17 protein-coding genes and 4 pseudogenes are annotated in these 23,098 nt (G+C 57.1%); 10 read left to right on the top strand and 11 right to left on the bottom strand.

The window, feature by feature from the left end:
- Window positions 1-998 precede the first annotated feature (998 nt).
- The 5 genes and pseudogenes from FHL16_RS02750 to FHL16_RS02730 form a co-directional block, all read left to right on the top strand.
- Window positions 999-1,862, top strand: a complete 864-nt coding sequence (locus tag FHL16_RS02750) for an integrase domain-containing protein (protein WP_077747370.1) — start codon at window positions 999-1,001, stop codon at window positions 1,860-1,862.
- A 350-nt stretch (window positions 1,863-2,212) separates the two neighbouring features.
- Complete coding sequence (locus FHL16_RS02745) at window positions 2,213-2,530, top strand: hypothetical protein (protein ID WP_077747369.1); 318 nt, start codon at window positions 2,213-2,215, stop codon at window positions 2,528-2,530.
- A gap of 152 nt (window positions 2,531-2,682) precedes the next feature.
- A pseudogene (locus FHL16_RS34315) lies at window positions 2,683-2,937 on the top strand (YfjI family protein); the annotation flags it as partial.
- Window positions 2,921-3,270 (top strand): annotated as a pseudogene (locus FHL16_RS34790) (hypothetical protein). The pseudogenes FHL16_RS34315 and FHL16_RS34790, both read left to right, overlap by 17 nt.
- Window positions 3,248-3,702 (top strand): annotated as a pseudogene (locus tag FHL16_RS02730) (integrase domain-containing protein); the annotation flags it as partial. The pseudogenes FHL16_RS34790 and FHL16_RS02730, both read left to right, overlap by 23 nt.
- 50 nt (window positions 3,703-3,752) lie before the next feature.
- Here the strand turns inward: FHL16_RS02730 and FHL16_RS02725 are convergent.
- The 3 genes from FHL16_RS02725 to FHL16_RS34885 form a co-directional block, all read right to left on the bottom strand.
- Window positions 3,753-4,694 carry an Abi family protein gene (locus tag FHL16_RS02725; RefSeq protein WP_077747367.1) on the bottom strand — a complete coding sequence of 314 codons (942 nt, stop codon included), beginning with the start codon at window positions 4,692-4,694 and terminating at the stop codon, window positions 3,753-3,755.
- Window positions 4,695-4,818: 124 nt separating this feature from the next.
- Window positions 4,819-6,291, bottom strand: coding sequence for an HsdM family class I SAM-dependent methyltransferase (locus FHL16_RS02720; RefSeq protein WP_077747366.1), 1,473 nt, complete (start codon window positions 6,289-6,291; stop codon window positions 4,819-4,821).
- Entirely contained in the window at window positions 6,284-7,051 is a 768-nt protein-coding gene (locus FHL16_RS34885) for a restriction endonuclease subunit S (RefSeq protein ID WP_177346215.1), read from the bottom strand. Before FHL16_RS34885 ends, FHL16_RS02720 begins: the two co-directional genes overlap by 8 nt.
- Between FHL16_RS34885 and FHL16_RS02710 the strand changes: the two are divergent.
- The 4 genes and pseudogenes from FHL16_RS02710 to FHL16_RS02695 all read left to right on the top strand — a co-directional run.
- Window positions 7,033-7,300 (top strand): annotated as a pseudogene (locus tag FHL16_RS02710) (IS66 family transposase); the annotation flags it as partial. The gene FHL16_RS34885 and the pseudogene FHL16_RS02710 sit on opposite strands and share 19 nt — an antisense overlap.
- 249 nt (window positions 7,301-7,549) lie before the next feature.
- The gene (gene hsdR, locus FHL16_RS02705) at window positions 7,550-9,916 is read left to right on the top strand and encodes an EcoAI/FtnUII family type I restriction enzme subunit R (protein WP_077747364.1); all 2,367 of its coding nucleotides are present in this window, start codon (window positions 7,550-7,552) and stop codon (window positions 9,914-9,916) included.
- A gap of 87 nt (window positions 9,917-10,003) precedes the next feature.
- Complete coding sequence (locus FHL16_RS02700) at window positions 10,004-11,473, top strand: type I restriction-modification system subunit M (protein ID WP_077747363.1); 1,470 nt, start codon at window positions 10,004-10,006, stop codon at window positions 11,471-11,473.
- Window positions 11,470-13,815 carry a restriction endonuclease subunit S gene (locus tag FHL16_RS02695; protein WP_077747362.1) on the top strand — a complete coding sequence of 782 codons (2,346 nt, stop codon included), beginning with the start codon at window positions 11,470-11,472 and terminating at the stop codon, window positions 13,813-13,815. Before FHL16_RS02700 ends, FHL16_RS02695 begins: the two co-directional genes overlap by 4 nt.
- Window positions 13,816-14,189: 374 nt before the next feature.
- On the opposite strand, the gene FHL16_RS02690 is transcribed toward FHL16_RS02695, so the two are convergent.
- Window positions 14,190-14,726: a dihydrofolate reductase family protein gene (locus tag FHL16_RS02690; protein ID WP_077747361.1), complete on the bottom strand. Its 537-nt coding sequence runs from the start codon at window positions 14,724-14,726 to the stop codon at window positions 14,190-14,192.
- A gap of 519 nt (window positions 14,727-15,245) precedes the next feature.
- Between FHL16_RS02690 and FHL16_RS02685 the strand changes: the two genes are divergently transcribed.
- Entirely contained in the window at window positions 15,246-15,623 is a 378-nt protein-coding gene (locus FHL16_RS02685) for a DUF6124 family protein (protein ID WP_010463649.1), read from the top strand.
- Window positions 15,624-15,742: 119 nt separating this feature from the next.
- Here FHL16_RS02685 and FHL16_RS02680 read toward each other — a convergent pair whose 3' ends face one another.
- The 7 genes from FHL16_RS02680 to FHL16_RS02650 form a co-directional block, all read right to left on the bottom strand.
- Window positions 15,743-16,165: an organic hydroperoxide resistance protein gene (locus FHL16_RS02680; protein ID WP_010463651.1), complete on the bottom strand. Its 423-nt coding sequence runs from the start codon at window positions 16,163-16,165 to the stop codon at window positions 15,743-15,745.
- A gap of 37 nt (window positions 16,166-16,202) precedes the next feature.
- Window positions 16,203-17,159, bottom strand: a complete 957-nt coding sequence (locus tag FHL16_RS02675) for an enoyl-CoA hydratase/isomerase family protein (RefSeq protein WP_172792225.1) — start codon at window positions 17,157-17,159, stop codon at window positions 16,203-16,205.
- A gap of 193 nt (window positions 17,160-17,352) precedes the next feature.
- The gene (gene pelG, locus FHL16_RS02670; protein ID WP_010463655.1) at window positions 17,353-18,723 is read right to left on the bottom strand and encodes an exopolysaccharide Pel transporter PelG; all 1,371 of its coding nucleotides are present in this window, start codon (window positions 18,721-18,723) and stop codon (window positions 17,353-17,355) included.
- Window positions 18,724-20,238, bottom strand: a complete 1,515-nt coding sequence (pelF, locus tag FHL16_RS02665) for a GT4 family glycosyltransferase PelF (protein ID WP_077747360.1) — start codon at window positions 20,236-20,238, stop codon at window positions 18,724-18,726. It abuts the gene before it with no gap.
- The gene (locus tag FHL16_RS02660; RefSeq protein ID WP_077747359.1) at window positions 20,235-21,224 is read right to left on the bottom strand and encodes a HEAT repeat domain-containing protein; all 990 of its coding nucleotides are present in this window, start codon (window positions 21,222-21,224) and stop codon (window positions 20,235-20,237) included. The genes pelF and FHL16_RS02660 overlap by 4 nt, the downstream gene beginning before the upstream one ends.
- Window positions 21,202-22,569: a PelD GGDEF domain-containing protein gene (locus tag FHL16_RS02655; RefSeq protein WP_042932393.1), complete on the bottom strand. Its 1,368-nt coding sequence runs from the start codon at window positions 22,567-22,569 to the stop codon at window positions 21,202-21,204. The genes FHL16_RS02660 and FHL16_RS02655 overlap by 23 nt, the downstream gene beginning before the upstream one ends.
- A gap of 5 nt (window positions 22,570-22,574) precedes the next feature.
- The gene (locus FHL16_RS02650; protein ID WP_010463662.1) at window positions 22,575-23,093 is read right to left on the bottom strand and encodes a hypothetical protein; all 519 of its coding nucleotides are present in this window, start codon (window positions 23,091-23,093) and stop codon (window positions 22,575-22,577) included.
- Window positions 23,094-23,098: the final 5 nt, after the last annotated feature.

Below are 23,098 nucleotides of genomic sequence, written 5' to 3'. Positions count from 1 at the left end.
CGGCAGCTCTCGGCCATTCATTCGCCGCACAGAGTAGCCACCGAAAAGTATCCTAAGCTCCGGCTCATTCAGCGAAGGCCCTGATCACCTGCTTCGCTATATTGTATTTTCTCAGCAAATGGTAGCTCCTGGCCGGTTAGAGACGGCAGGTGTCGACCATCGCGATGGCTGGACCGAAGAGAGCCAGATCACGATTTCGTTCTGCAAATTGAAGCCCAACCCAGATGCCCCATATATCTCGGTGATGAAAAACAGCGATGGGATTCCCAGCCCGGTTTTTCACACAAGCTCCCTGCGCAGTCGTGGCATGGGGACCATGCCGCCTCTGCGCAGGGAGCCGACAAGGCCGAAAGCCGCGTCAGTCCCACAGGCAATGATATGTATGCCCCCGCCCGATGACGCGCAACTCACATGAGCCGGGCCGTCACTGCAAACCGCAGTGACGGCCCCGCCGACGCCTCAACATTACGGGCAAATGCTGAATCCTAAAACGTGCGGCATACATGATGATGCCCCCCATACACTGGCCCAGCAAAATACCTAAGACGACAGGTTCGAGAGTCGTCATCCCAACAGCGCAATACTCCTGCAAGCGCTGATCCAGCAGGACGGAGTTAGCCAGGTATGCAAGGTTCCAGAAGCATACCGACCCATACCCATGGGGCGGAGCCGCCTTTATCCGTAGATTTATTCCGTGATGTGCCGCTACTGCACCGTCCTGGACAGCGGACCTTTGCGCAATAGCGACTGCTTCAGCTTAACAATCCCATCCATTTCCTTGGAGTACTCATCCACATTAAAAACCAACTCATCCCGCTCCATCTCCGTCCGACCTTCCAGCAGGAAGGAAGACGGACGTCTCAGCCGAGACACCGGTGTTTCCTGAACACCATGCCCCTGCCCTTCGGGGATCTCGCCTAGCGAGTTGGCACCAACACTTACCAATGATTTTCAGGACAGGACAACAGCACAAAACATAGCCAGTGAGTGGATGGGATATGGACGATTTGACCTACACCCTGCGGCAACTTTGCCGGCGCAATCGCGATGGCAGTCACAACACTCAGGCCGACCGCATCCGCTCACTGGGACTGATCGCCCGCCAGCTAAACGAGTCTGGTTTCCGGCAGATGAAAGCCCCCTCGCTCAAGGGCAAACATGTACTGGCACTCCTGGATCGCTGGCAAGGCGAAGGCCTGTCACCTGGCACCATCAAAAATCGGCTTGCGCACCTTCGATGGTGGGCTGAAAAAATCGGCAAGGCTGGCATTCTCCCCGCGGACAACACGCAGCTGGGTGTGGCCGAACGGCGTTTCGTCACTAACGCCAGCAAAGCTCAGGAACTGGGAACAGACCTTGGCAAGATCACTGACGCCCATGTGCGCATGAGCCTCCAGCTTCAGTCGGCGTTTGGACTACGCCGTGAGGAAGCAATCAAATTTCAGCCCAAGTATGCGGATCAAGGAGATCACATTCTCCTCAGGGGCTCATGGACGAAGGGTGGGCGTGATCGCTCTGTTCCGGTCACTACTTCGCTACAGCGCGAGGTGCTGAACGCGGCACATCAGCTAGCGAGAGCCGGCTCATTAATCCCAGCTCACAAAACGTATATCCAGCAGAGAAACAACTACGATGGTCAGTGCAAGGCAGCAGGGCTGAGCCATATGCATGGGCTGCGTCATCATTATGCACAAAGTCGTTACGTAGCTTTGACAGGATGGATGGCTCCGGCGGCAGGGGGAATCTCGTCCAAGGAATTGACTCCAATGCAGCGCTCTCAAGACCTTATTGCTCGGCAAATGATCAGCCGTGAACTCGGGCATGAGAGAACACAAATTACCGCGATTTACCTTGGCCGATGATTCAGGGCGTTCGACGTCGATACTCAACAACCCGAATCTGAAAGTGGTGGTGAGCGCAGGCAGTGAGAAGCCTCACACAACATTAGGAAACAGTCGGAAACCGATTACCGGATTGACAGCAGAAGGCCTCAGGGGCATTTTTGCCATGCATCTTAGCTGATTCGTTCAGCACCCCAGCCGCCAGGATCTTCAAGACGGCGCCGCGGTTATCCGCAGGATCCATCATATGACCGCATAGCTTCCGGCAGCGCGGACAGTCGACTTGAATGTCGATGGAGGCATGACTTTCCCACCCACGACGGGCCTTTCCCGTCGTGGGGAAGGCCTTTTTTTTGTTTTAGGAGGCCTTAATGAAAATGGAACTGGCGATGTATCAGGCACTGCGCGCAATCGACGTGCCTGAGCTCAAAGCCGAAGCTGTTATCCAAGCATTGGAATCTGACATGCTCACACTACTCGCGACGAAAAGTGATCTCACCAATCTAGAGCAGCGACTGACTACTGAGTTGGCTAAGACTGATCATCGGCTGACCTCCGAGATATCTAAAATTGATCATCGACTGACCGCAGAAATTGCTAAATCGGATCTCAAGTTGTCCATTCGCATGGCCTCCATGCTCGCAGTGACGATCGGCATCTTGATCGGGGCGATGAAAGTCTTCTTATAGTTTTCTTAGTAATTATTGAAACCACGAAAATCACCTGTCCTTCGACAGGTGATTTTTTTTGCGCCTCTTGTCCACGGGCAAGACAGTGAGTTCGACTAATCACTGCTCTGATGGTTATCAAGATCCTTCGCCCAATCGAGGCCAAAGAGAGCCTCGAAACCGTGAAACGATTGACCGAACAAGAGCCCGTCAATAGTCGACGAGAGGAAGCGGATCGGCTGCTGCGCTGGCTGGTACAGAAAGGCTGAACCTACTTCACTGTCCGTGACGTCAATCGCAACGGTCCTCGTTTTGCCCGCAAGAGCGCTGACCATACCGCCTCTTTATTCGTCGAGTTGATCACTCATAGCTGGTTGAACAGCCGCGATGGAAGAACCTTCGAGGTCCGCCATGTTTTGCCTCAATGACGCGGTGCGCCGCTACCAGGCGCAACATCAACCGCAGCCAGAAATGCGGTGTGTCGCCGCCTCTGTCTCGACCCTGTCGCCACGCGCTAGGCCAGAAACGACGCGGGTTTTCGCCACTGTCGCCGCAGTCGCCACCCCGCCCCTGGACCTGCTCACCTCGCCTTACTGATTGAGCAACTGCGTGAGAAAGGGGCACTGCTACAACACCAAGAGAAAGCCCTCCTAATCCGCCCGACAGCAAGTAGACATGCTCAGCCTCCACTGGAAAGCCCTGCTGCTCTCTCTGCAAACATACAAAATGGAAGTGACGATGGCATTGGTCGGTCGGCGTGATGGTCGCAACTTCGGCTATGGCCGCCAGCTGAGCTACGCAGGCCCGCAAGCGCTCAATGATCTGTCTGCGGGCGGATCCTTCGCCACGGTCAAAGCGCATAGCGATCGCCAGCAAGCGTTCGTGCGTTGATGTCGGTCAACGGACGGGCCCGGTTACAACGATCCGCGCCAGATTGGTCGAAAGAGGCTGCAAGGCTACGCCGGTTACCTGCGCCAGCAGATCCAGCAAGGTGAACTCACATCGCCACCGCGCAGAACCGCCTGAGCAGCGTCAATCTTACCCTCGCTACGCTGCACGGTGATCAGGACATGAGAATCGCCAGCCCGAGTCAGGCGTTGGGACAGAAGCGCTCAAGCGTACGCACCCGCGCACCACACGGCCAAGATTACCAACAGGTGCGGCGAGTTATTGCAGCGTTGCGTGAACAGCAAAATGGGTAAGCCGGCGCCACTAAGTGATCTGTATAGACTGAAAGCCTTGCTCAGTAAAACATGCACCGCAACAGTCGACGCCTTTTGATACCAAGCGCTTTGGAGTGGTTATTCTGCTTGAGTTTTGGAGCTTTCTTGGCCTTGTAGACTGGCGCTCGAACCATGGTTTTCTCATAGTTGACCGCTTTGCCACCGTTTTCGCGGTACGAGAACAGCGTATCTCTAGTCAACAACCATTGCAGATGACGCCAATGGGGCGTCGCCTTAATGTACAAGCTAATACGCGGATCGATCCAGCCTGCAAACCAAGCAATTTGATCGGCTAGCAAGCGCATGCTCGTAACGGTTTGCCGAGGTCGACGGGGAACGAAGCCTCGACGCCCATAGGCATCGAATTCGGCCGTTTTCCACAGTGAATCGTGATGGCCAATCCGATTTCGGACATCACGCATCTGGTAAAGCAGGCTTGCTATTCGGTCGACAAGCGCCGGATCACCGAAGACGCCATTGTGCAGACCAGGAATATTGGGGAATGCAACGGCCAAAACGCGTGCTTGCATGTCTTTAGGGTGAGACTTATGTTTCAACCCGTTAACGATTACCTCCCAGAAGCCAAAGGCGACTTTCGCGACAATATCGTCCACGGTTACCCTGCAGCCCATTCCCTTGCTCTTCTTGACTTTTTCGACCGCGCCGAGCACATCGTCGTAGGTACGGGGATTCAGCTTGTGCCAGGAAGTTAGGCCACCTGGGCTAGAATGGTTGGACCGCGTCTTGAGCATCCATTCAAAGCTGTCTGTCTTCCCGTAGAACTGCGACAGCCCTCGGTGCAACGCGTTACGCAAGCTCACCTCAAGGTCACCTAGAATCGGCAACAGTGCCGCACCTACCGCCTGGGTCCACGCATAGCAACCATAAAGGTCGCTTTCGCTAGTGGTTTTAAAGAATTTTTCGAGGGTATTGAGCCGGACAGCGGTCAGATGGACGAGCATAAGGCACCTTGTCAGCAGAGCGATTTTCTAATATCTTGTTATTCGACACGCGGGTTTTCCGGCTTTCCGGTCGTGCCCGTGTACCCAGAGTGAGAACCCCGCCGAGCTGCGGGGTTTTTGCTTTTTATGGCTTGGATACACCTCGGTAGTCATACCCGATCCGCGCGAGCAACCCCTCCAGCTTTTCTTCAAGGCTCGCCAGTTCACATTCGAGCTGCAGCCGCTCAGCCCTTAGCACGTCGACATCGACCTGTTCCTCCATTTCGACATGCTCGACATAGCGCGCAACCGAGAGGTTGTAATCGTGCTGCGCAATCTCAGCATGTGACACCACCCGCGCAAGCTGAGGCACGTTGCTCCTCGCCTGATAGGCGGCGTCAATGAAACTCAAGTCACTCTCGCTCAAGCGATTGCGAATCTTTCCAGTCTCAAAAGAGCGGCTAGCATCAATGAACAGCACGTCATCTGCTTCTCTGTCTTTACGCAGCAGCAAAATAGCGGTCGGTATCCCCGTGTGAGTGAAAAGCTTGGGAGGAAGTGCAATCACTGCATCGATCAATTTGTCGCGAACTAAGTGCATGCGAATCTGGCCTTCAACCCCACTGCGGAACAGTACGCCGAGTGAAACCACCACTGCCATACGGCCATTGGGCTTCAAGCTTTTGAGCATGTGGCTAATGAATGCGAAGTCTGCCGAGCCGCGGGGCGGAATTCCGCGCAGATAACGTCCGAACAAATCACGGGCTGCATCTTCATGCCCCCACTCCCGCATTGAAAAGGGAGGCTGTGACACGGCGATATCGAACGTCATCAGGTCACCAACCGGGCTTAGCAGCGTAGGGCTTCGCAGGCTGTCACCCCATTCAAGGCGGTAGCTATCCTCGCCATGCAGAATCATATTCATCCGAGCAAGTGCCAACGCGTCTGCGTTTACTTCCTGGCCATACAGACTCGCACCCTGCCCTACATTGGAAAGGCGAGCCTGTTTGCCGCATTCGATCAAGGAACCGCCCACGCCGAGGCACGGGTCATAAACGGATTCGCCCACTGCAGGGCGCAACAGTCGGGCCAGCAATCGCGATACGTCTGGGGGCGTCACGGCCTCCCCATCGCGCCTGCCACTCGCCTCATCTACAAAGGCCCACAACGCATCGCATACCTCCGCAGCGGCACCTTGCGCCTCACGATGCCCCACAGAGAAATTCAGGATGGGAGTGTCGAATGCTTCCAATAACCGGCTAAGCAAGATGTCTGCCCGCTTCGTCGCGCCGAGCTTAGCTGAACAGAAATCGACACTGTCGAACATGCCGTAAAGATCGTCGTTCGCCTGCCCGATCAAGCGCAGTGCGATATTTATGCGCTCACCGTTATAAGGTCCAAGGCGGGCGCGCTTGAGCTCCTGGAAATGCGCCTGCCTTGGTATCCGATAGCTCAAGCGAGAGCCGCAATCGGAGTCAGAGACATCAGAAAGGTATTTCAGTACAAGCATGGGCAGGACAAAGTGTTTGCTTTCTTCGCAAGGACTGCCCCCTCGGAAGACATCAAAGATTTTCGCAATAGCCATGCGAATCGTAGTGTCCTTGTTAAGATCAGCCATGACTGCTGTCCTCTGCGAGCAGCAAAGTCGACGTCAGGTACGCCATCTCTTCTTTATCCAACTCATTCAAACGATGGCGTATGGCACCAATCCGCTGGGTAGTGCGATCCAAATCGGCGATCAACAGCTGCTTCGCAAAATCTGGTAGCTCTACCTTCAAGCTAAGCAGCGCAACTTTAGTGAGCGCTTTGATGCTCGTCCCGGTCAACATTGAGCCCAACGTTACCTGAGTCGATTTTTTATTCAGGTACCATGCGAGATAGCGCGCATCCAGCGTGGCATTAGGTGTGATGATATTCAGCTGACCCAGCGGGAATACCGGCGCGTTCGCACCTTCGTAGACCCACGATCTGTAGTAGTCACCCCTGGAAGGGATGACAACATCGCCGGGCTGTAAGCATTGGCCGAGCAGACTTTCGTCAATGGAAATACGAGGAAGCTCATCCCACTGAAGTGGCTTGGCCGATACCAAATCCCTGATGGCCAAAGCCCGCACGTTCCCGTCCGGAGCCTCTTGAGGAGCCTGAGTCCTGAAGACCATAGCCGTGCGAATTTTGGCGTGATAGCTGAGCTCGATGGCTTTCACTGCAAATAACTCTACTTCATCAACATGGAGAGATAGTAGTTCTCCCATGATCATGGCGCAAGTAGAATTATTTGCTGAGTAAAAATCTTCTGCACCGACCTGGTGATTGCCTGCACGGCACTGGCGCAGTGAGTCTGACAGAGCGGCGGCAACACCAGCCGTTGTTGGATGCACTGCATGAAACGCTGCTGAGCCAAGACGTTATCCACACCGACGAGCCACCGGTGCAAATCGCACCATGCCTCAGGAAAACCCATCGAGTCTTAGTCTGGGTCTACCGCACCGCGCCATTTTCTGCGCTCAGGCGGTGGTGTATGACTTCAGCCCAAACCGTGCCGGCGAACATACGCGAACTTTCTGGGCACCTAGAGCGGCAAGCTGGTCTGCAACCACATAGCTGGCTACAAGGTGAGTTTGGCGGAGCTTACGCAGAAAAAAGCGCGTGATTTAGTTTCTCGATCAACTCTTTAAAATGCGTAGTGAGGCCGGCATCACCACCTGCCGACCATTCGGCTCCTCGTCCAATGATTAGAAAAGCCCTGGATATTCAACCGTTACCAAGGCATACGCTAGCCTGATTGCCGAATCCTGAGAGCCCCGCTGTTGATACTGGCAGCATGCCTCTAGCCCTTCTGATAAAGTCCGTTGGACGTCATAGGGACATAGCCAGTCATGGACAAGAAATCGCTTTCCGAGCGGGACATCTGCAGCAAGTACATCGCCCCAGCAGTTCAGCAAGCTGGATGGGACATGCACAAGCAGGTGCGCGAGGAAGTCAGCTTTACCAAAGGCCGCATTATCGTCCGAGGCAAACTTCACAGCCGTGGCGAAGCACGCCGTGCAGACTTCATCCTCTACCACCAGGCCAACCTGCCTATCGCTGTGATCGAGGCAAAGGACAACAAGCACTCCGTAGGCTCCGGCATGCAACAAGCCTTGGGCTATGCAGAGGCGCTGGACGTACCGTTCGTGTTCTCCAGCAATGGAGATGGCTTCTTGTTTCACGACCGCAGTGGCACAGGCGGCCAAGTAGAAACCGAACTCACCCTTGATCAATTCCCTAGCCCTGCCGAACTCTGGCACCGCTACTGCCAGTGGAAGGGGCTGGATACTACAGCCCAGCACAAGATCGAAGCGCCCTACTACGACGACGGCTCCGGGCGCATGCCTCGCTATTACCAGATGAATGCCATCAACCGCACCGTAGAGGCTGTGGCACGCGGCCAAGACCGTATTCTGCTGGTGATGGCTACAGGCACCGGCAAGACCTACACCGCTTTCCAAATCATCTGGCGGCTGTGGAAATCGAAACAGAAGAAACGCATCCTGTTTCTGGCCGACCGTAACATTCTTGTCGACCAGACCAAGAACAACGACTTCAAGCCCTTCGGCCAGGCGATGACCAAAATCGCCAAACGCCAGATCGATACCTCCTACGAGATCTACCTGTCGCTCTATCAGGCCGTCACCGGCACTGATGAAGAGATGAACATCTACAAGCAGTTCTCCCGCGACTTCTTCGACCTGATCGTGATCGACGAATGCCACCGTGGCAGCGCCTCTGAGGATTCCGCCTGGCGTGAAATCCTCGATTACTTCTCCAGCGCCACCCATGTCGGCCTCACCGCCACACCGAAGGAGACCAAAGAGGTATCGAGCATCACTTACTTTGGTGAGCCAATTTACAGCTACACGCTGAAGCAAGGCATCGAGGACGGCTTCCTCGCTCCCTATAAGGTAGTGCGCATAGACTTCGACAAAGACCTGCAAGGATGGCGTCCGCCCAAGGGCATGCTCGACAAAAACGGCGAACTGATCGAAGACCGGATCTACAACCTCAAGGACATGGATCGCACCCTAGTCATTGAGGCGCGCACCCAACTGGTGGCGCAAAAAGTTACCGAGCTACTCAAGGCCACCGATCCGTTCCAGAAAACCATCGTCTTCTGCGACGACATCAACCATGCCGAGCGTATGCGTCAGGCCTTGGTCAACCTCAACCCCAAGCGCGTGGCCGAGAATCGCAAATACGTCATGCGTATCACCGGTGATGACCAGGAAGGCAAGGCCGAGCTGGACAACTTCATCAACCCGGAAGAACGCTACCCGGTGATTGCCACCACCAGCAAACTAATGACCACCGGCGTCGATGCTCAGACCTGCAAGCTGATCGTCCTCGATCAACACATAAAATCGATGACCGAGTTCAAACAAATCATCGGTCGCGGCACTCGCATCAACGAGGAATACGGCAAGTATTGGTTCACCATCATGGACTTCAAAAAGGCTACCGAACTGTTTGCCGACCCGGCGTTCGACGGTGATCCGGTGGTGATCTACGCCCCCGACGCGAATGACTCGCCCGTGCCACCAGACGATCCGCAGGGAGATGAAGACGGCATCACCGCAGGCGGCGATAGCGACGGTAATGGACTGGAGTTTACCGGCGAGGAGGATGGCAAAAAACGCATTAAGTACGTGATCGATACCGTCCCGATTTACGTCGTTGCCGAGCGCGTGCAGTACTACGGTCCGGATGGACGACTCATCACCGAGTCGCTCCACGACTACACCCGCACTTGTGTAAAAAAGCAGTTCACCTCGCTGGATGACTTCCTCCGGCGCTGGAGTGATGCCGAGCAAAAGAAAGTCATAATCGAGGAAATGGCCATTCAGGGTGTGATGTGGGAAGCCTTGGCCGAAGAAGTGGAAAAGAAGCAGGGGAAAGCGCTCGATCCGTTCGATCTGATCTGCCACGTCGCCTTCGATCAGCCCGCCCTGTCACGCCGCGAGCGAGCCGAGCAGGTGAAAAAGCGCAACTATTTCGTCAAGTATTCCGGTGCCGCCCGCCAGGTCCTAGAGGCGTTGTTGGATAAATATGCCGATACCGGCATCGAGCATATCGAGGACATTAAAATCCTTCAGCTTGACCCTTTCAGCCAGTTCGGTGCGCCCATGGAATTGGTCAAAGCCTTCGGCGGCAAGGCTGGCTACAACCAGGCCATCCACGAACTGGAAGACGAACTTTACGCCAGTTGACGGCCAACTACCGACGACCTGCCAAAGCAGCTGCCCACACTATCCTGTAGAATTTCGCCCCCTTGCGGTACACGTTGAGAGAACTTCATGTCCATTAGCTCCACCATCAAGTCCATTCAGGACATCATGCGAAAAGACGTTGGCGTAGACGGCGACGCCCAGCGTATCGGCCAGCTCGTTTGGCTGCTATTCCTGAAAATCTTCGATGACCGCGAGCTTGAATGGGAGCTGATGGACGACACCTATCGTTCGCCCATTCCCGAAAGTTGCCGCTGGCGTGCCTGGGCCGCCGATCCCGAAGGCATGACCGGTGATGGGCTGAAGGACTTTATCGACAACAACCTGTTCCCCCAGCTGCAGAACCTGCACGAGTACAGCAACACGCCGTCAGCCTTCGTAGTGCGCAGCGTGTTTGAAGACGCCTACAACTACATGAAGTCCGGGCAGTTGCTGCGCCAGGTGATCAACAAGATTCAGGAAGGCGTGGACTTCAACAAAGCCCAGGAACGCCACGAGTTCGGCAACCTCTATGAGCAACTGCTGCGTGACCTACAGAATGCGGGCAACTCTGGTGAGTTCTACACCCCGCGTCCGGTCACTGAGTTCATGGTACGCATGGTCGACCCCAAGCTAGACGAAAAAGTTATGGACCCAGCCTGCGGCACTGGCGGCTTTCTCACGTGCGCCATCGAACATAAGCGCAGCCGCTACGTAAAAACCGCCGAAGACGAACGTATCCTGCAGGCCAGCATCTTCGGCGTGGAGAAAAAGCCGCTACCGCACCTGCTGGCTACCACTAATATGATCCTGCACGGCATCGAGGTGCCCAGCCAGATCCGCCACGACAATACCCTAAGCAAGCCGTTGATCAGTTGGGGGCCGAGCGAGCGCGTGCACTGCATTGTGGCCAATCCCCCCTTCGGCGGCATGGAAGAAGATGGCATCGAAACCAACTTCCCCGCAGCATTCCGCACCCGTGAAACCGCCGATTTGTTTCTGGTGCTGATCATGCAACTGCTTAAAGACGGTGGTCGCGCCGCCGTGGTGCTTCCTGATGGTTTTCTGTTCGGCGACGGCATCAAGAGCCGGATTAAGGAAAAGCTGCTTACCGAGTGCAACCTGCACACCATCGTTCGCCTGCCAAACGGTGTGTTCAACCCCTACACCGGCATCAAGACCAACCTGCTGTTCTTTACCAAAGGCACGCCGACCAAGCAAGTATGGTTCTACGAACACCAGTACCCGGCCGGCGTAAAGAACTACTCCAAGACTCGCCCCATGCGTATCGAAGAGTTCGCCGTGGAGCAAGACTGGTGGGGTAACGAAGCCGATGGCTATGCCGCACGGATGGAAAACGAATTCGCGTGGAAAGTCAGCATCGAAGAGCTGCAAGCGCGCAACTGGAACCTGGACTGCAAAAACCCGCATATCGGCGAGCAGATCAGCCACGATCCGGACGAACTGCTTCGCAACTACGCCAGCCTGCAAGACGAGATCAGCGACCTGCGCGACCAGCTCAAAGCGGTGCTGGCCGAAGCCCTGGAGCGCGAGGTATGACAGCGTTGCTCACAGACAACCTGCCACTGCTGGCCGTAGCGCCCAACGGCATCAAGAAGCTACGCGAGCTGATTCTGGAGTTGGCGGTGCGTGGCAAGTTGGTGCCGCAAGATCCGAATGATGAGCCCGCCAGTGAGCTCCTAAAGCGGATTGCCGAGGAAAAGGCGCAGCTCGTGGCTGAGGGAAAGATCAAGAAACAGAAACTGCTGACCGAAAATTACGAGGAAGCACTGCCGTTTGAATTGCCAGCAGGTTGGAAGTGGAGTTCATTAGCGCAAGTGGCATTTGTTAACCCCCGCAATGCTGCAGCAGACTCACTTGAAGTCTCGTTTGTGCCTATGACTTTTATTGGCACACGCTTCGATGATCAGCATGCGCAAGAGCCCCGATTGTGGGGTGAAGTGAAGCAAGGTTTCACGCATTTTGCCGAGGGCGATATTGGTGTGGCGAAAATCACACCTTGCTTTGAGAACAGTAAAGCATGTGTCTTTTCCAATCTCGTGAATGGTTTAGGCGCAGGTACGACTGAGCTGTACATTGTTCGTCCTGTTACCGGAACTCTTGATCCTAGGTACGTACTAGCCTATCTGAAATCTCCGCAGTTCTTGCTTGTTGGCGAACCCAAGATGACAGGGACAGCAGGCCAGAAACGATTGCCCAAAGACTTTGTTGAAGCAAATCCGTTTCCACTGCCCCCGCTCGCCGAACAACACCGCATCGTCGCCAAAGTCGATGAGCTGATGGCCCTGTGCGACCGCTTGGAAGCCCAGCAGGCCGACGCCGGAAGCGCCCACGCCCAACTGGTACAAGCGCTACTCGATTACCTGACGCAGGCCAGCGATGCCGCCGAGTTCGCTGTAAACTGGCAACGCTTGGCCGAACACTTCCACACCCTGTTCACTACCGAACCCAGCATCGACGCCCTCAAGCAAACCCTGCTGCAACTGGCCGTGATGGGCAAGCTGTTACCGCAAGATCCTAGCGATGAGCCTGCTGGTGAGCTGATTAAAAAAATTGAGTGTGAAAAAAATCGTCAGATCGAAGCGGGAAAATATAAGAGAGCAAAACAAGCGGATCCGATTGAGGGGGTGAATAAGTCCTTCCAACTACCAACAAGTTGGGAGTGGGCGCGACTTGCCAATATTACTTTTCAGATAACCGATGGAGCGCACCACACACCAACATATATTGATGCTGGAGTACCGTTTCTGTCTGTGAAGGATATGAGCGGAGGTACCTTAGACTTTACAGCTACAAGATTTATTTCTAAGGAAGCACATGAGTTACTTGCGAAGCGTTGCCACCCGCAGCGTGGTGATCTCTTGCTCACGAAAATCGGCACTACGGGCGTACCCGTCATAGTCGACACTGATCAACCTTTTAGTATCTTTGTAAGCGTAGGATTAATTAAGGCACCTTGGGACCATCTGAACGTTCAATACTTGCAGCTACTTATAGGATCGCCATTTGTGAAAAAACAGTCTGCAGATGGCACCGAAGGAGTGGGTAATAAAAACCTTGTTCTGCGTAAAATTGCTAACTTCTTGATCGCTGTTCCGCCTCTCGCCGAACAACACCGCATCGTCGCAAAAGTCGAGGAGCTAATGGCCCTCTGCAACCAACTCAAAACCCGCCTAACTCGGGCTCGTCAATTGAACGAACAGCTAGCCAGCACCTTGGTCGAACGTGCTCTTGCCGGTAATGGCCCACAGACGCCCACTGGTACGCACCAGCAAGCATTCCGCACATTGCTCGCCGCAGAAGTCACTCACCGCCTTCATACCCAGCGCACCTTTGGCCAACGCAAGCTGCAGAAAGTGATTTACTTGGCCGAGCACGCAGCTGGGCTCTCCGCTATCCAAGGGGAATACCTGCGCGATGCCGCAGGGCCTCATGATCGCCAGTTGATGACTAAGGTCGAAGCCGAGCTGCAAAACCATCAATGGTATGAGCGCTTCGAGCGCGAGACTATTGGCCATGCTTATCGCCCGCTTTCCCAAGCAGGGCGGCATCGGCAGGCATATAGCAGCGCCTGGTCGGTCGCTGAGCGAGCCACCATTGAGCAAGTCATCGAACTAATGCGGGACTGGGATACAGATCGTTGCGAAATGACTGTGACGCTCTATGCCGCCTGGAACGACTTTATTCTCGAAGGCCGCCCGGTTTCCGATGAAGCCATCGTGGACGAAGTCATGCATAGCTGGAACAACACCAAGCTGCGCTTTGGCAAAACCGAATGGTTGGCGGTACTCGCAGAGATGAAAAAACAGAAGATTCTAATGCCCACCGGCTTTGGCAATCGCACGAAAGGCGGCATGCTCAGCTTGCCCGGCTTCGAGTAAACAGACGACCCTTTTGGCCGGTCTTGCAAGATATAGAATCGAAGCATATTGCTCATTTTAGCTTGTCTCGGTATTCCAATCGGTATTCCAAAGAAATTTACGAACTCACATTAATCAATTAAATCAATCGACTAACAATCCAGTTCAGATTACCCCGGTACTTCAACGAAAAAAGACGTCCACGGACGTCTTTTTTTGTGCCTGAAATCCAGCGCGTCACATGCTCATGCGCTCGTATACGCCAGTTCTCGTTCTGTCCCGTCAACACCGCGAGAATCAGTGCACCCCCTGCCTGTGGACCTGTCGGATGGGCGGTGGCGGCTGCAAAGCGACCTGAAACGCGTGCCTGCCACCTCGTTAGCACTATGAGCGGGTCATGGCGCCAACCGATAGGTGGACTGCACCAGACCTGAAGGAAAGCTGCGGCTGGATACCAGTTTCAATCCAATGTCCTGCTGAAGGGCTCCGAACAATGGCCTTCCCGATCCGATCAGCACGGGCACAGTGGTAATCACCATATCGGCGACTAATCCATCGCGCAGGAAGGATTGCACCAACTGCCCGCCATCGACATAGACCCGATGCACGCCCTGCCTCGCCAGTTCCGCCATCGCGTCCCTGGGGGCAAGGTTCGAGAAACGCAGCTTGCCCTTCAGGGCCTCGGGCACCGGCGAATTGGCCAGCTGTGCAGAAAGCACCACGACGGGCCGATCGTAAAACCATGTGTCGAAGGTCAGCACCTTCTCATAGCTTCCCCGCCCCATCACGATGACCTCCTTGTCGGCGATGAAGGCAGAGTAGCCATGATCTTCAGTTGGATCATCACGTTGCAGGAGCCAGTCGATGTCGCCATCTGGCCGGGCGATGAAGCCGTCCAGACTGACGGCGATGAAAACATGTGCAGTGGCCATCGGGACCTCCTTATTAAACGACGTTTACGCAGGATCATAAGCCGAATAAGCAGCTCGCCTTCGCTTGGTAGTTATACGAAGTCGTGGGAGTGCTGGAATGTGGGCGGGTTGAAATTTCGCGCAGGGGCTTCGAACCAGGCCAGGGGCCGACAGAAACTTCTGACCCTGGAAGCATTTTTAAACAAAAATCCGGGTTGGGTCCTACAGACGCTGTGATTTTCAGGGACGTTTCCGACAGGTTCCGGCGGTTGTCGGGTAGGAAGCGCAGCGGATAGGCTTTGTGGGTCGCTGCACATCAGCGACCGGGCCTGGAAACCCGAGGTATTGAAGGCGTAACAGCTCAACAAATGGGATACTGCGGCGATTTTTTGATTGCAGTTCTCCATTATGGCGGCTGTGCGAGGGAGACCTTCGGGTCTGCCGGGCTCCTTCTGCCTCGGTTTCCAGCCCGCGCATAGCTGCCACCCTTTCGCTTGGAACGAAAGATTGGTAGCTCCATTACGCAGAAGGAGTTACACCATGATCAAAGAAACACCAAACCCGCCCGCCCCGGACGACGTTTCCCCCTACGAATCCATCGATTCAAAAAAACTCCACGAAGCCGCCGACCGTGCGCTCGATCACTACCTGAACCCCTGCGCCCTGAAATCCCCCATGGCCCGCAAGCCGAGCACGATGTTTCTCGTTGCGCCGGATATCAAGGACGAAGACCTGCTCGCCCATACCTGTGAATCGTTGGCCCAGGCCAGTGTGATGGCGGGTGATTTTGCGGGGTATCTGGAAGGTCCGCATCGACACACGGCGATGGCGATTCAGCAGATTGTGATGCTGGCTGAACTGGCGGTGAATCGGATGCTGGATAACGTTGAAGTGCCGAGATCTTCACCACGCAGTTGATACCCCTGTGAAAGCGGGCTTGCTCACGAAATTGGCGAATCAGTCGACATTGTTGTTGAATGACAAACCGTATTCGCGAGCAGGCTCGCTCCCACATTAGTCCGGTGGGTGGCGGGGATTCAAAGCACCTTCAAATCCACCGACACATGCCCCCGCGTCATCCGCGAATATGGGCACATCTCGTGCGCAGCCTCAGCCAGTTCCCGTTTCACCCTCTCTTCCAACCCGGGAAAGTTGACGTTCAACCGGACCGCCAATTGAAAATCCCCAGCGCCGGTTTTGCCCAGATCGACCTCGGCATCCACAGACGTGTCTTCCGGCAATTTGATCTTCATCTTGCCCGCCGCCACCTGTATCGCGCCGATGAAGCAGGCGGAATACCCCAGCGCAAACAGTTGCTCCGGATTGGTGCCCGGCTTGCCCGAGCCGGGCGAGCTGAATTTGACGTCCAGCTCGCCGTCGCTGGATTTGCCGGTGCCGGTGCGACCGCCGACTGTGTGGGTTTTTGCGGTGTAGAGAACGGTTTCCAGTGCAGCACTCATGACAGTGACTCCTGATCAGGATTGAACGACGGCGAGCTCATTTCGAGGCCTCGCCCAGGGTGCCGGTGTAGTGCGCCAGGCGTTTTTCGACGTCGGCTTTTTTCTGCAGGCCAAGCTCCATCAGTTGGGTGATGCGTTGCTGCGCCGCCGGGCGTTTGACCGAGCCGATGAAACCGTCCCATTCGGCGGCGATGGCTTCGTTGGGTGGCAGGCTGGCGGCGTCGACCAGGCGCTTGATGTCGGCGATCGACTGTTTGTCGAACCGGGCGATGCGCCGGGCCATGGTGTCGACGAATGCATCGAGTTCGGCATCGGGCAGCGCACGGTTGACGTAGCCGTAGCGTTCGGCGAGTTCGCCATTGATGTCGTTGCCGGTGAGCAGCACTTCCAGCGCGCGCCCACGGCCCATCAGCCGTGGCAGGCGCGCCATCGGGCCGCCGCCGGGCACCAGGGCGGCGCCGATTTCCCATTGCGAGAGGATGGCTTTTTCGCGGCTGGCGAAACGCATGTCGCTGGCCAGGGCCAGTTCGCTACCGACGCCGGTGGCGCGACCGCGAATGGACACTATCGAGACCACGGGCGCCTTGCTCAAGCGAACCAGCATATCGGGCAGCGGTGGCAGGCCGGTGGGGCCGTTGGGCAGGCTGGTGGTGTCGGTCAGCGGCGGGACGAAGTCGTAGTGGGTGAGGAAGAAGTCTGGAACGTCACTGTCGAAGACTACGACCACCACTTTCGGATCGGTCTCGATGGCCGTGACGACCTCATTCAGTTGCGGCATGGTCTCGGGGCCGTAGATGTTGTACGGCGGGTTGTGGAAGGTGACGCGCCAATACTCGGGGGTGAGGCGGGTGAGCTTGATCTCCTGTTTTGCTGCGTGGGTGGACGGGGTCTTGTCGGGTGAAGCGGATGCGGTCGATGCTTCACCGGCGAGAGACGGGTCGGTGGCCGCCATGCTGGCGACAATGATCGCGGCATTGAATAGCTGCAGTCTCATGGGAAAACCTCCAGTTGAAAAACATGTGGTCCCCGCGAACAACGTTCTACAGTCTGAAGCAGATAATGGGCATGCCGGAAAGGTCCGGCTGAACAAGCCTAGCAGCGCAACTCCGGCTGACAAGTGACGTCAGTCGGACAAAAAAAAGGCACTGGCGATGATCGCCAGTGCCTTTTTTGCCTGAACCGTAACGTCAGCGAGACAGCATGAAAGTGTCGTACTCCAGATCTTCCAGCGCCGTCGAAAGCCTGTGCAAACCCAGCAATACACAAATCAGCAACGACAGCGTAAACCCATACCCGAAGAAGCTTGGCCCCAGGTACATGCTGAACAGCGTCAGCATCGCGTTCAACACCGCAAACAGCACGCACAGCTCCAGCACCACGGTGCGCTTGTCGAGATAGAAGAACACGTTGAGCAACGCCATGAACACCACCTGGATGCTCACGCCGATCAGGTCGATGTAGAACAGCGGCAGGTAATAACTGGAGATACCCAGCCATTCAAGCAGGCGCGGCGCGAACAGGAACAACAGCACCGCCGTCAGCCCCTGCACCTTGCAGATTTCCAGCAGGCCCTGGCGGATCGACAAGGTCATCTCGGTTTTCAGTTGCCCGATGTGTTGCAGGGTTTCACCTTCGCGGATCGCCCGGAACAGGCGGTCGTACCACTCGGCAAAGTCGGTCTCGATGCGCACCAGAAACACCGCCATGCCGGGGATGATCGCCAGGTACGCGAGGAAGATCGGCAAGTCATAGAGGATCGAAGCGCGCAGCGGGCCGACGATTTCGTTGGAGGTGCCGGGGTTGAACCAGAACAGGAACTTGTCGATCCAGATCCCCAGGTTGTAGAAGAAACCGGTGGCCAGCAGGCTGAGGAAAACGTTGCGCCGGTCGAGGAAATCGAAGGCGATCAGTTTCTCGGCGCGGTACTCGCGCAGGATGTCGTAGAGGAACAGGAACAGCAGCGTGCTGTGCCCGATCAACAGCGCCAGCAGCAAGCCCGGCATCTGCAAAAAGCTCAACAGGTAGGCGCTCGCGACCATCAGCGTGTAACCCACCAGCATCACCAGCAGAATGCGGTTATAGGCCTTCATCCCCGAGAGGAAGATGATCACCAGCCACAAGTTGCACAGCACCACGAAGTTCGCCAACACCAGTACGCGGTAAATCAGCGGCTCATCGAACAACAAGCCCAGCACGACGATCCCCAACAACCCGGCGCCGAGGGTGACCAGCAACAACACGCCCAAGAGGTTGGGCAGGATCTGATCGTACTTGTGCTCGAACAAGCGGTCGGAGACGAAGCGCGTGAAGAACAGCTGCAAGCCGCCCGTCAGGATCAACGAAGTGGCCATCAGGTACGTCACCGTCACCAGGAACTGCCCGACCAGCATGTTCGGCAGCAACAGGCCGATGCTGATGATGCCCACCAGCATGACACTGATGATCGACAACACCCACGGCCCGGAGCTGATCAGCCCGGCGTAGACGTAGGCGTGCAAGGTCGCCGTGTAGGAATCACGCGAAAGGATTTTTCGCAGTTCAAAGCCAATACCGGCCATTTAGCTGTTCTCCATGGCGGCTTGATACAGGTCGCGGTAACGCTGCAGCATCAAGGCTTCGGTGTAGTAACGATTGACCCGCAACAAGCCGCTGGCCTGGGCGGCCTGCCAGCGTCGCGGGCTGCGCAACAGTTCAAGGATCGCGGCGCACGTGGCTTGTGGGTCGGCAATCGCCACCACTTTGCCGGCGTGTCCGAGGTCACGGTCTTCGGCACTGCCGCCTTCGATCAACTCGCGGCACGAACCCACGTCGCTGCTGACTACCGGCGTACCGGCGGCCCAGGCTTCGAGGATCACCAGCGGCTGCGCTTCACTGATCGAGGTCAGCACCATCAGGCCGAGTTTCGGCAGGATGTCCTGAATGCGCTGGAAGCCGAGGAAATGCACCTTGCCTTCCAGGCCCAGACTGGCCATCAGGCTGCGGCATTCGCTGACGTATTCCGGGTCTTCCTCTTCCGGGCCGACAATCCAGCCCTCGGCTTGCGGCATCGCGCTGATCACGCCGCGCATCGCACGCAGATAGGTTTTCACGTCCTTGATCGGCACTACACGGCCGATCAAACCGACCACAGGCGCAATGCCGTGAGCGCGGGATTCCAGCGCTGCGGTCCACATCGGCAGGTCGATGCCATTCGGAATGACCTGGGTGCGGGTCGCGAGGGCGCCGTCCTTGATCTGGCGCTGACGGTTGCCGTCGTAGAGCGCGATGATGTTGTCGGCGCTGTTGTAGGTCAGTTGACCAATGCGCTCGAAGAAACGCACCCACAAGGTTCGGATGTAACCCGAGCCGGCATCGAGGCTGCGGTTCAGCGCCTGGCCGGAACTCTCGGCGATCCAGCTGGCCTGGGCCAGGTCGATCTTGCGTTCCTTGGTGTAGATCCCGTGTTCGCTGAGCAAGTAGGTGCAATTCCAACGCTGCTTGAGGATGCAACCCAGAAAGCCCGCGTACCCGGTGGAAATCGAATGCAGCACCCGCGCCTTCGGCATCCGTTGCGCGGCTTCGGCGAGCATCAGCAACGGCGACTGCATCGCGCGCAAGGTCCAGAAATAATTGACGAAGGACGGATCGGCGCAATGCTGGCGATAGCCTTCGCTCAGCGACTCCCAACTGGCGCGGCTGCGCAGCACGTCGTCGAGGGTCATGTGGCCCTGGGCGATGCAGTCGAGCAAGCGTTCGCCCAAGGCCGGGTCTGGCGCATCCGGGTGATGCAGGAAGCGATACAAATCCTGCAACTGCTGCGGGTCAGCCTCGCGCGGCTCTACGTGCGTGTTGGTCGGATGGGTCGCATCTTCGAGAAACACTTCTTCGATGTGCAGCACGTTGGCCGGTATTTCGTAGCGCCGGGTCGGATAGGCCTGACGCTGGCCGCCGATGAACATCACCGAAAAGGTCAGTTCCGGCAGGCCGAGGATCATCTGGTGAATCCAGCTGGAAACGCCGCCACGCACGTAAGGCCAGGTGCCTTCGAGCAGCAGACAGATGTCGGTAACCGGTGCCTGTTCCTTGTGACTCATGTCCAGCTCCTGACCAATGCGGCGAACGGCGGCCGCTGACGGGTTTCCTCGGGAAGACGGGCGAGCAAACCGGGAATTTCGTGGTAACGACCGGCCTCGAACGCCAGCTCGGCGCGAAACGGCAGCACCTGCGCCGCGCCCATGCCGTTCTCTTGAGCCTGACTCAGCAGCACTTCGGCACGCTCGACATCGCCACGCTCCAGCGCGATGCGCCCGGCCAGCAGGAACAGCTCACCGCCCTCGCCCGCTTTCAAGCCTTGCTCGGCATGTTCGCTGGCCTGGGTCAGCACGTGATCAAGCACGCTGCCTTGCGCCAGGCCCAGATACGCCAGCTCCCAATACCAACGCGCCAGCCTGCCGTGCAGCGCACCCGCCGTTTTGGCGTTGGCGTTGACCAGTTCGCCGAGCGCGATCTGGATGTGCAGGTTGATGTCGCTTTCCTGCTTGTCGAGCATCGAATACGCCAGCAGCCGCACATCGTCACTCGGGTCACCGAGGGCCAGTTTGAGGATCGGCACCGCTTCTTTGCCGGGCATGCGCCGAGTCGCCAAGAGGGCGGCCAGACGCTGATCCGGATCCGGGGCATGGCGCAACACGTCCTGCAAACCGCCATCGGCAAAGATCGGCGAGTGCAGTTGCAATTGCGCGCGGAACGGCAGTTTCGGGATGCCCACCGCTTGCCACGCTTGCTTGTCGCGTTTGCGCGGCAGGTACAGCGCCGGGAAAATCGCCGCCACCACGCCGACCGCGCCGAGCACCGGCACGAAGAACGCCAGGCTGAAGATAAACAGCGGGCTCCACGGCAGCGGCGAACGGTAGCGCGCCGGCAGCAACAGCCACACGGCCGCGCACAACATCACGCACGCCAGGCCGTGGCTGAGGGTGAACACCAGCAATTGTTGCAACTCGGGCGCCGCAAGCCACAAGCTGGCCCAACTGCCCGCCTCTAACAACAAGGCTCCGCTAAACAGCCACTTGCTGATCATTCAGGCCACACTCGTTGAACAGGAAATTACGCAGCCCGTTGCGTTCACAGCCAGGCTCCAGGTTGAACGGCAACACGCGCACGCCGAGGCTGTCGAGGCTGCTTTCAATGCCAAAGTGCTCGTGCAGCATCAGGTTCATCCGCGCCAGATAACCTTCGGTGCCTTGCGGACTGGTCAACGGCAACAGCACCAGCAACAGCTGATGATCGCGGTTATTACGCAGCGGCAATTGCAGGTCGAGGCCACGCTGGCTGCGCTCGAACAGACGCGACAGCTCATCGTTGGGGCGGGTCAATTCGAAGGCAAAAAGGCCGGCCGCCAGTTTGTGCTGCTCGACATCCACCAGCGAACGCTTGAGTTGCAGCGTGAACTGCTGCGCATCGGCGTCGGCCAGTTGCAGCACTTGCGGGTCGCGGCGCAGCAGGTCGGCGATGTGCCCGGCGAGCAACGCCAACAGGCTCAGCGTGCGATCCTGGAAGGCGAAGAACGGCATCTGCCGCACCGCCAGAATCGCCAGCAAACGACCTTCGGCATCGATCAGCGGAATGCAGGCCTGCAATGACGAGAATTGCGCCGAGCTGCCGGCATCAATCAGTTCCTGACGCACGCTGACCAGTTCACCGCGTTCCAGGCACAGCTTGACCAGACCGTCTTCGGTGCCCAACGGCCCCATGACGCCGATGGTCGCCAGGGCTTCGGGCAAGACGTTCTCTTCGCGTTCATCGACGCGATACAGCCCGGCCACGCGCAGCGCACCGTACTGACCGAGCATGGCCACGATCGGGTCGGCCAGCGCGGCCAGTGCATCGCCTTCGTCCGGCATCACCCGCAGTTTGTCGCGCAAGCCCAGCAACGAACTGCGCAAGCTTTGATCGCTGCCCGCCACGCGCTGCTCCAGCAGGTCGTGGGAAACCCGCAAAATCTGGTGCGCGCGGGTAAATTCGTCGAGTCGATACTGGCGGTAATCGTTGGCCATCTGCAGACGCTGCAAGCGCCGTTCCCACAGATCGCGAACCTCGCCCACCAGCATGCCGCTGACCAGCACGCCAACAATGAATGACGGATCAAGCTGCGCGTAGGCTTCATGCCCGATATAGCGCAGCGCAAACAGCGCCGCCACCAACAGGCCCGCACTGAGCAGGCCACGCACAAAACCATAACGCACACCCAACAGCAGCGGCGCCAGCACCGGCCAAGGGAAACCGGCGTGCATTTGCAACGGGTCTTGCGGGGTCAGCCACAAGCCCAGGCCGATCGCCGCGCCGGTGACCAACAGCGTTTCCAGCCAAGACACCGGGCCGCTGGCACGCGGCGCGAGGCTGTAATCCATGTGAGGAGAATTCATTGCATTCACTCGAACCGAAGGGCGCCAACAAGTGTGTCGAGCACCGTTTGTGCGGTGCCGGCGAGGCTTTCACGGGACCAGCCCGCACGCGCGCCGCTCTTGCTCCAGAGCACACGACCGCTGCTGGCTTCGAGCACGCGCAGGCTGATGCCCACTGCCGGTTCGCCGTCCAGACCGTTCTTGTACTGCCACTCTTCAACGCTGCCAGCGACCACGTAATCAAGCTTCTGATCACGTGCCCAATCGAGGGCGCCGGCCAAGCGTTCGTTGTCGTCCATCAGCGCTTGTTCGCCCTGCGTACTGACCGGGTAAACACGTGGTTGCAGACCGTGGCTGCTGAGCACGCTGAGCAGGATCTGCTCGGCACGCTCGCCGGCTTGCGGGGTTTGCGAGTAGTTGATCATCGGCACGGTGCCCCACTTCGCAGTACGCGCAAAGTTCGGGCTGGTGTCGCCGGTAAAGCTGGCGCAACCGGCGACGAACAGGACTGCCAGAGCCAGGCTCAGATTACGAATTGCTTGCATCAGTT

It is taken from the genome of Pseudomonas sp. FSL W5-0299 (genome assembly GCF_005930655.1).
In the GTDB taxonomy this organism is placed as follows: domain Bacteria; phylum Pseudomonadota; class Gammaproteobacteria; order Pseudomonadales; family Pseudomonadaceae; genus Aquipseudomonas; species Aquipseudomonas mandelii.
The sequence above is the reverse complement of the archived record's forward strand: the minus strand, read 5'-3'. Positions and strand labels throughout refer to the sequence as shown.

Bases quoted from the DNA above. Each gene is read 5' to 3' on its own strand.
- FHL16_RS02750 (WP_077747370.1), top strand. From the start codon at position 999: ATGGACGATTTGACCTACACCCTGCGGCAACTTTGCCGGCGCAATCGC.
- FHL16_RS02745 (WP_077747369.1), top strand. From the start codon at position 2,213: ATGAAAATGGAACTGGCGATGTATCAGGCACTGCGCGCAATCGACGTG.
- FHL16_RS02725 (WP_077747367.1), bottom strand. From the start codon at position 4,694: ATGCTCGTCCATCTGACCGCTGTCCGGCTCAATACCCTCGAAAAATTC.
- FHL16_RS02655 (WP_042932393.1), bottom strand. From the start codon at position 22,569: ATGAATTCTCCTCACATGGATTACAGCCTCGCGCCGCGTGCCAGCGGC.
- hsdR (WP_077747364.1), top strand. From the start codon at position 7,550: ATGGACAAGAAATCGCTTTCCGAGCGGGACATCTGCAGCAAGTACATC.
- FHL16_RS02720 (WP_077747366.1), bottom strand. From the start codon at position 6,291: ATGGCTGATCTTAACAAGGACACTACGATTCGCATGGCTATTGCGAAA.
- FHL16_RS02695 (WP_077747362.1), top strand. From the start codon at position 11,470: ATGACAGCGTTGCTCACAGACAACCTGCCACTGCTGGCCGTAGCGCCC.
- FHL16_RS02690 (WP_077747361.1), bottom strand. From the start codon at position 14,726: ATGGCCACTGCACATGTTTTCATCGCCGTCAGTCTGGACGGCTTCATC.
- FHL16_RS02680 (WP_010463651.1), bottom strand. From the start codon at position 16,165: ATGAGTGCTGCACTGGAAACCGTTCTCTACACCGCAAAAACCCACACA.
- FHL16_RS02660 (WP_077747359.1), bottom strand. From the start codon at position 21,224: ATGATCAGCAAGTGGCTGTTTAGCGGAGCCTTGTTGTTAGAGGCGGGC.
- pelG (WP_010463655.1), bottom strand. From the start codon at position 18,723: ATGGCCGGTATTGGCTTTGAACTGCGAAAAATCCTTTCGCGTGATTCC.
- FHL16_RS02650 (WP_010463662.1), bottom strand. From the start codon at position 23,093: ATGCAAGCAATTCGTAATCTGAGCCTGGCTCTGGCAGTCCTGTTCGTC.
- FHL16_RS02700 (WP_077747363.1), top strand. From the start codon at position 10,004: ATGTCCATTAGCTCCACCATCAAGTCCATTCAGGACATCATGCGAAAA.
- FHL16_RS02675 (WP_172792225.1), bottom strand. From the start codon at position 17,159: ATGAGACTGCAGCTATTCAATGCCGCGATCATTGTCGCCAGCATGGCG.
- FHL16_RS02685 (WP_010463649.1), top strand. From the start codon at position 15,246: ATGATCAAAGAAACACCAAACCCGCCCGCCCCGGACGACGTTTCCCCC.
- pelF (WP_077747360.1), bottom strand. From the start codon at position 20,238: ATGAGTCACAAGGAACAGGCACCGGTTACCGACATCTGTCTGCTGCTC.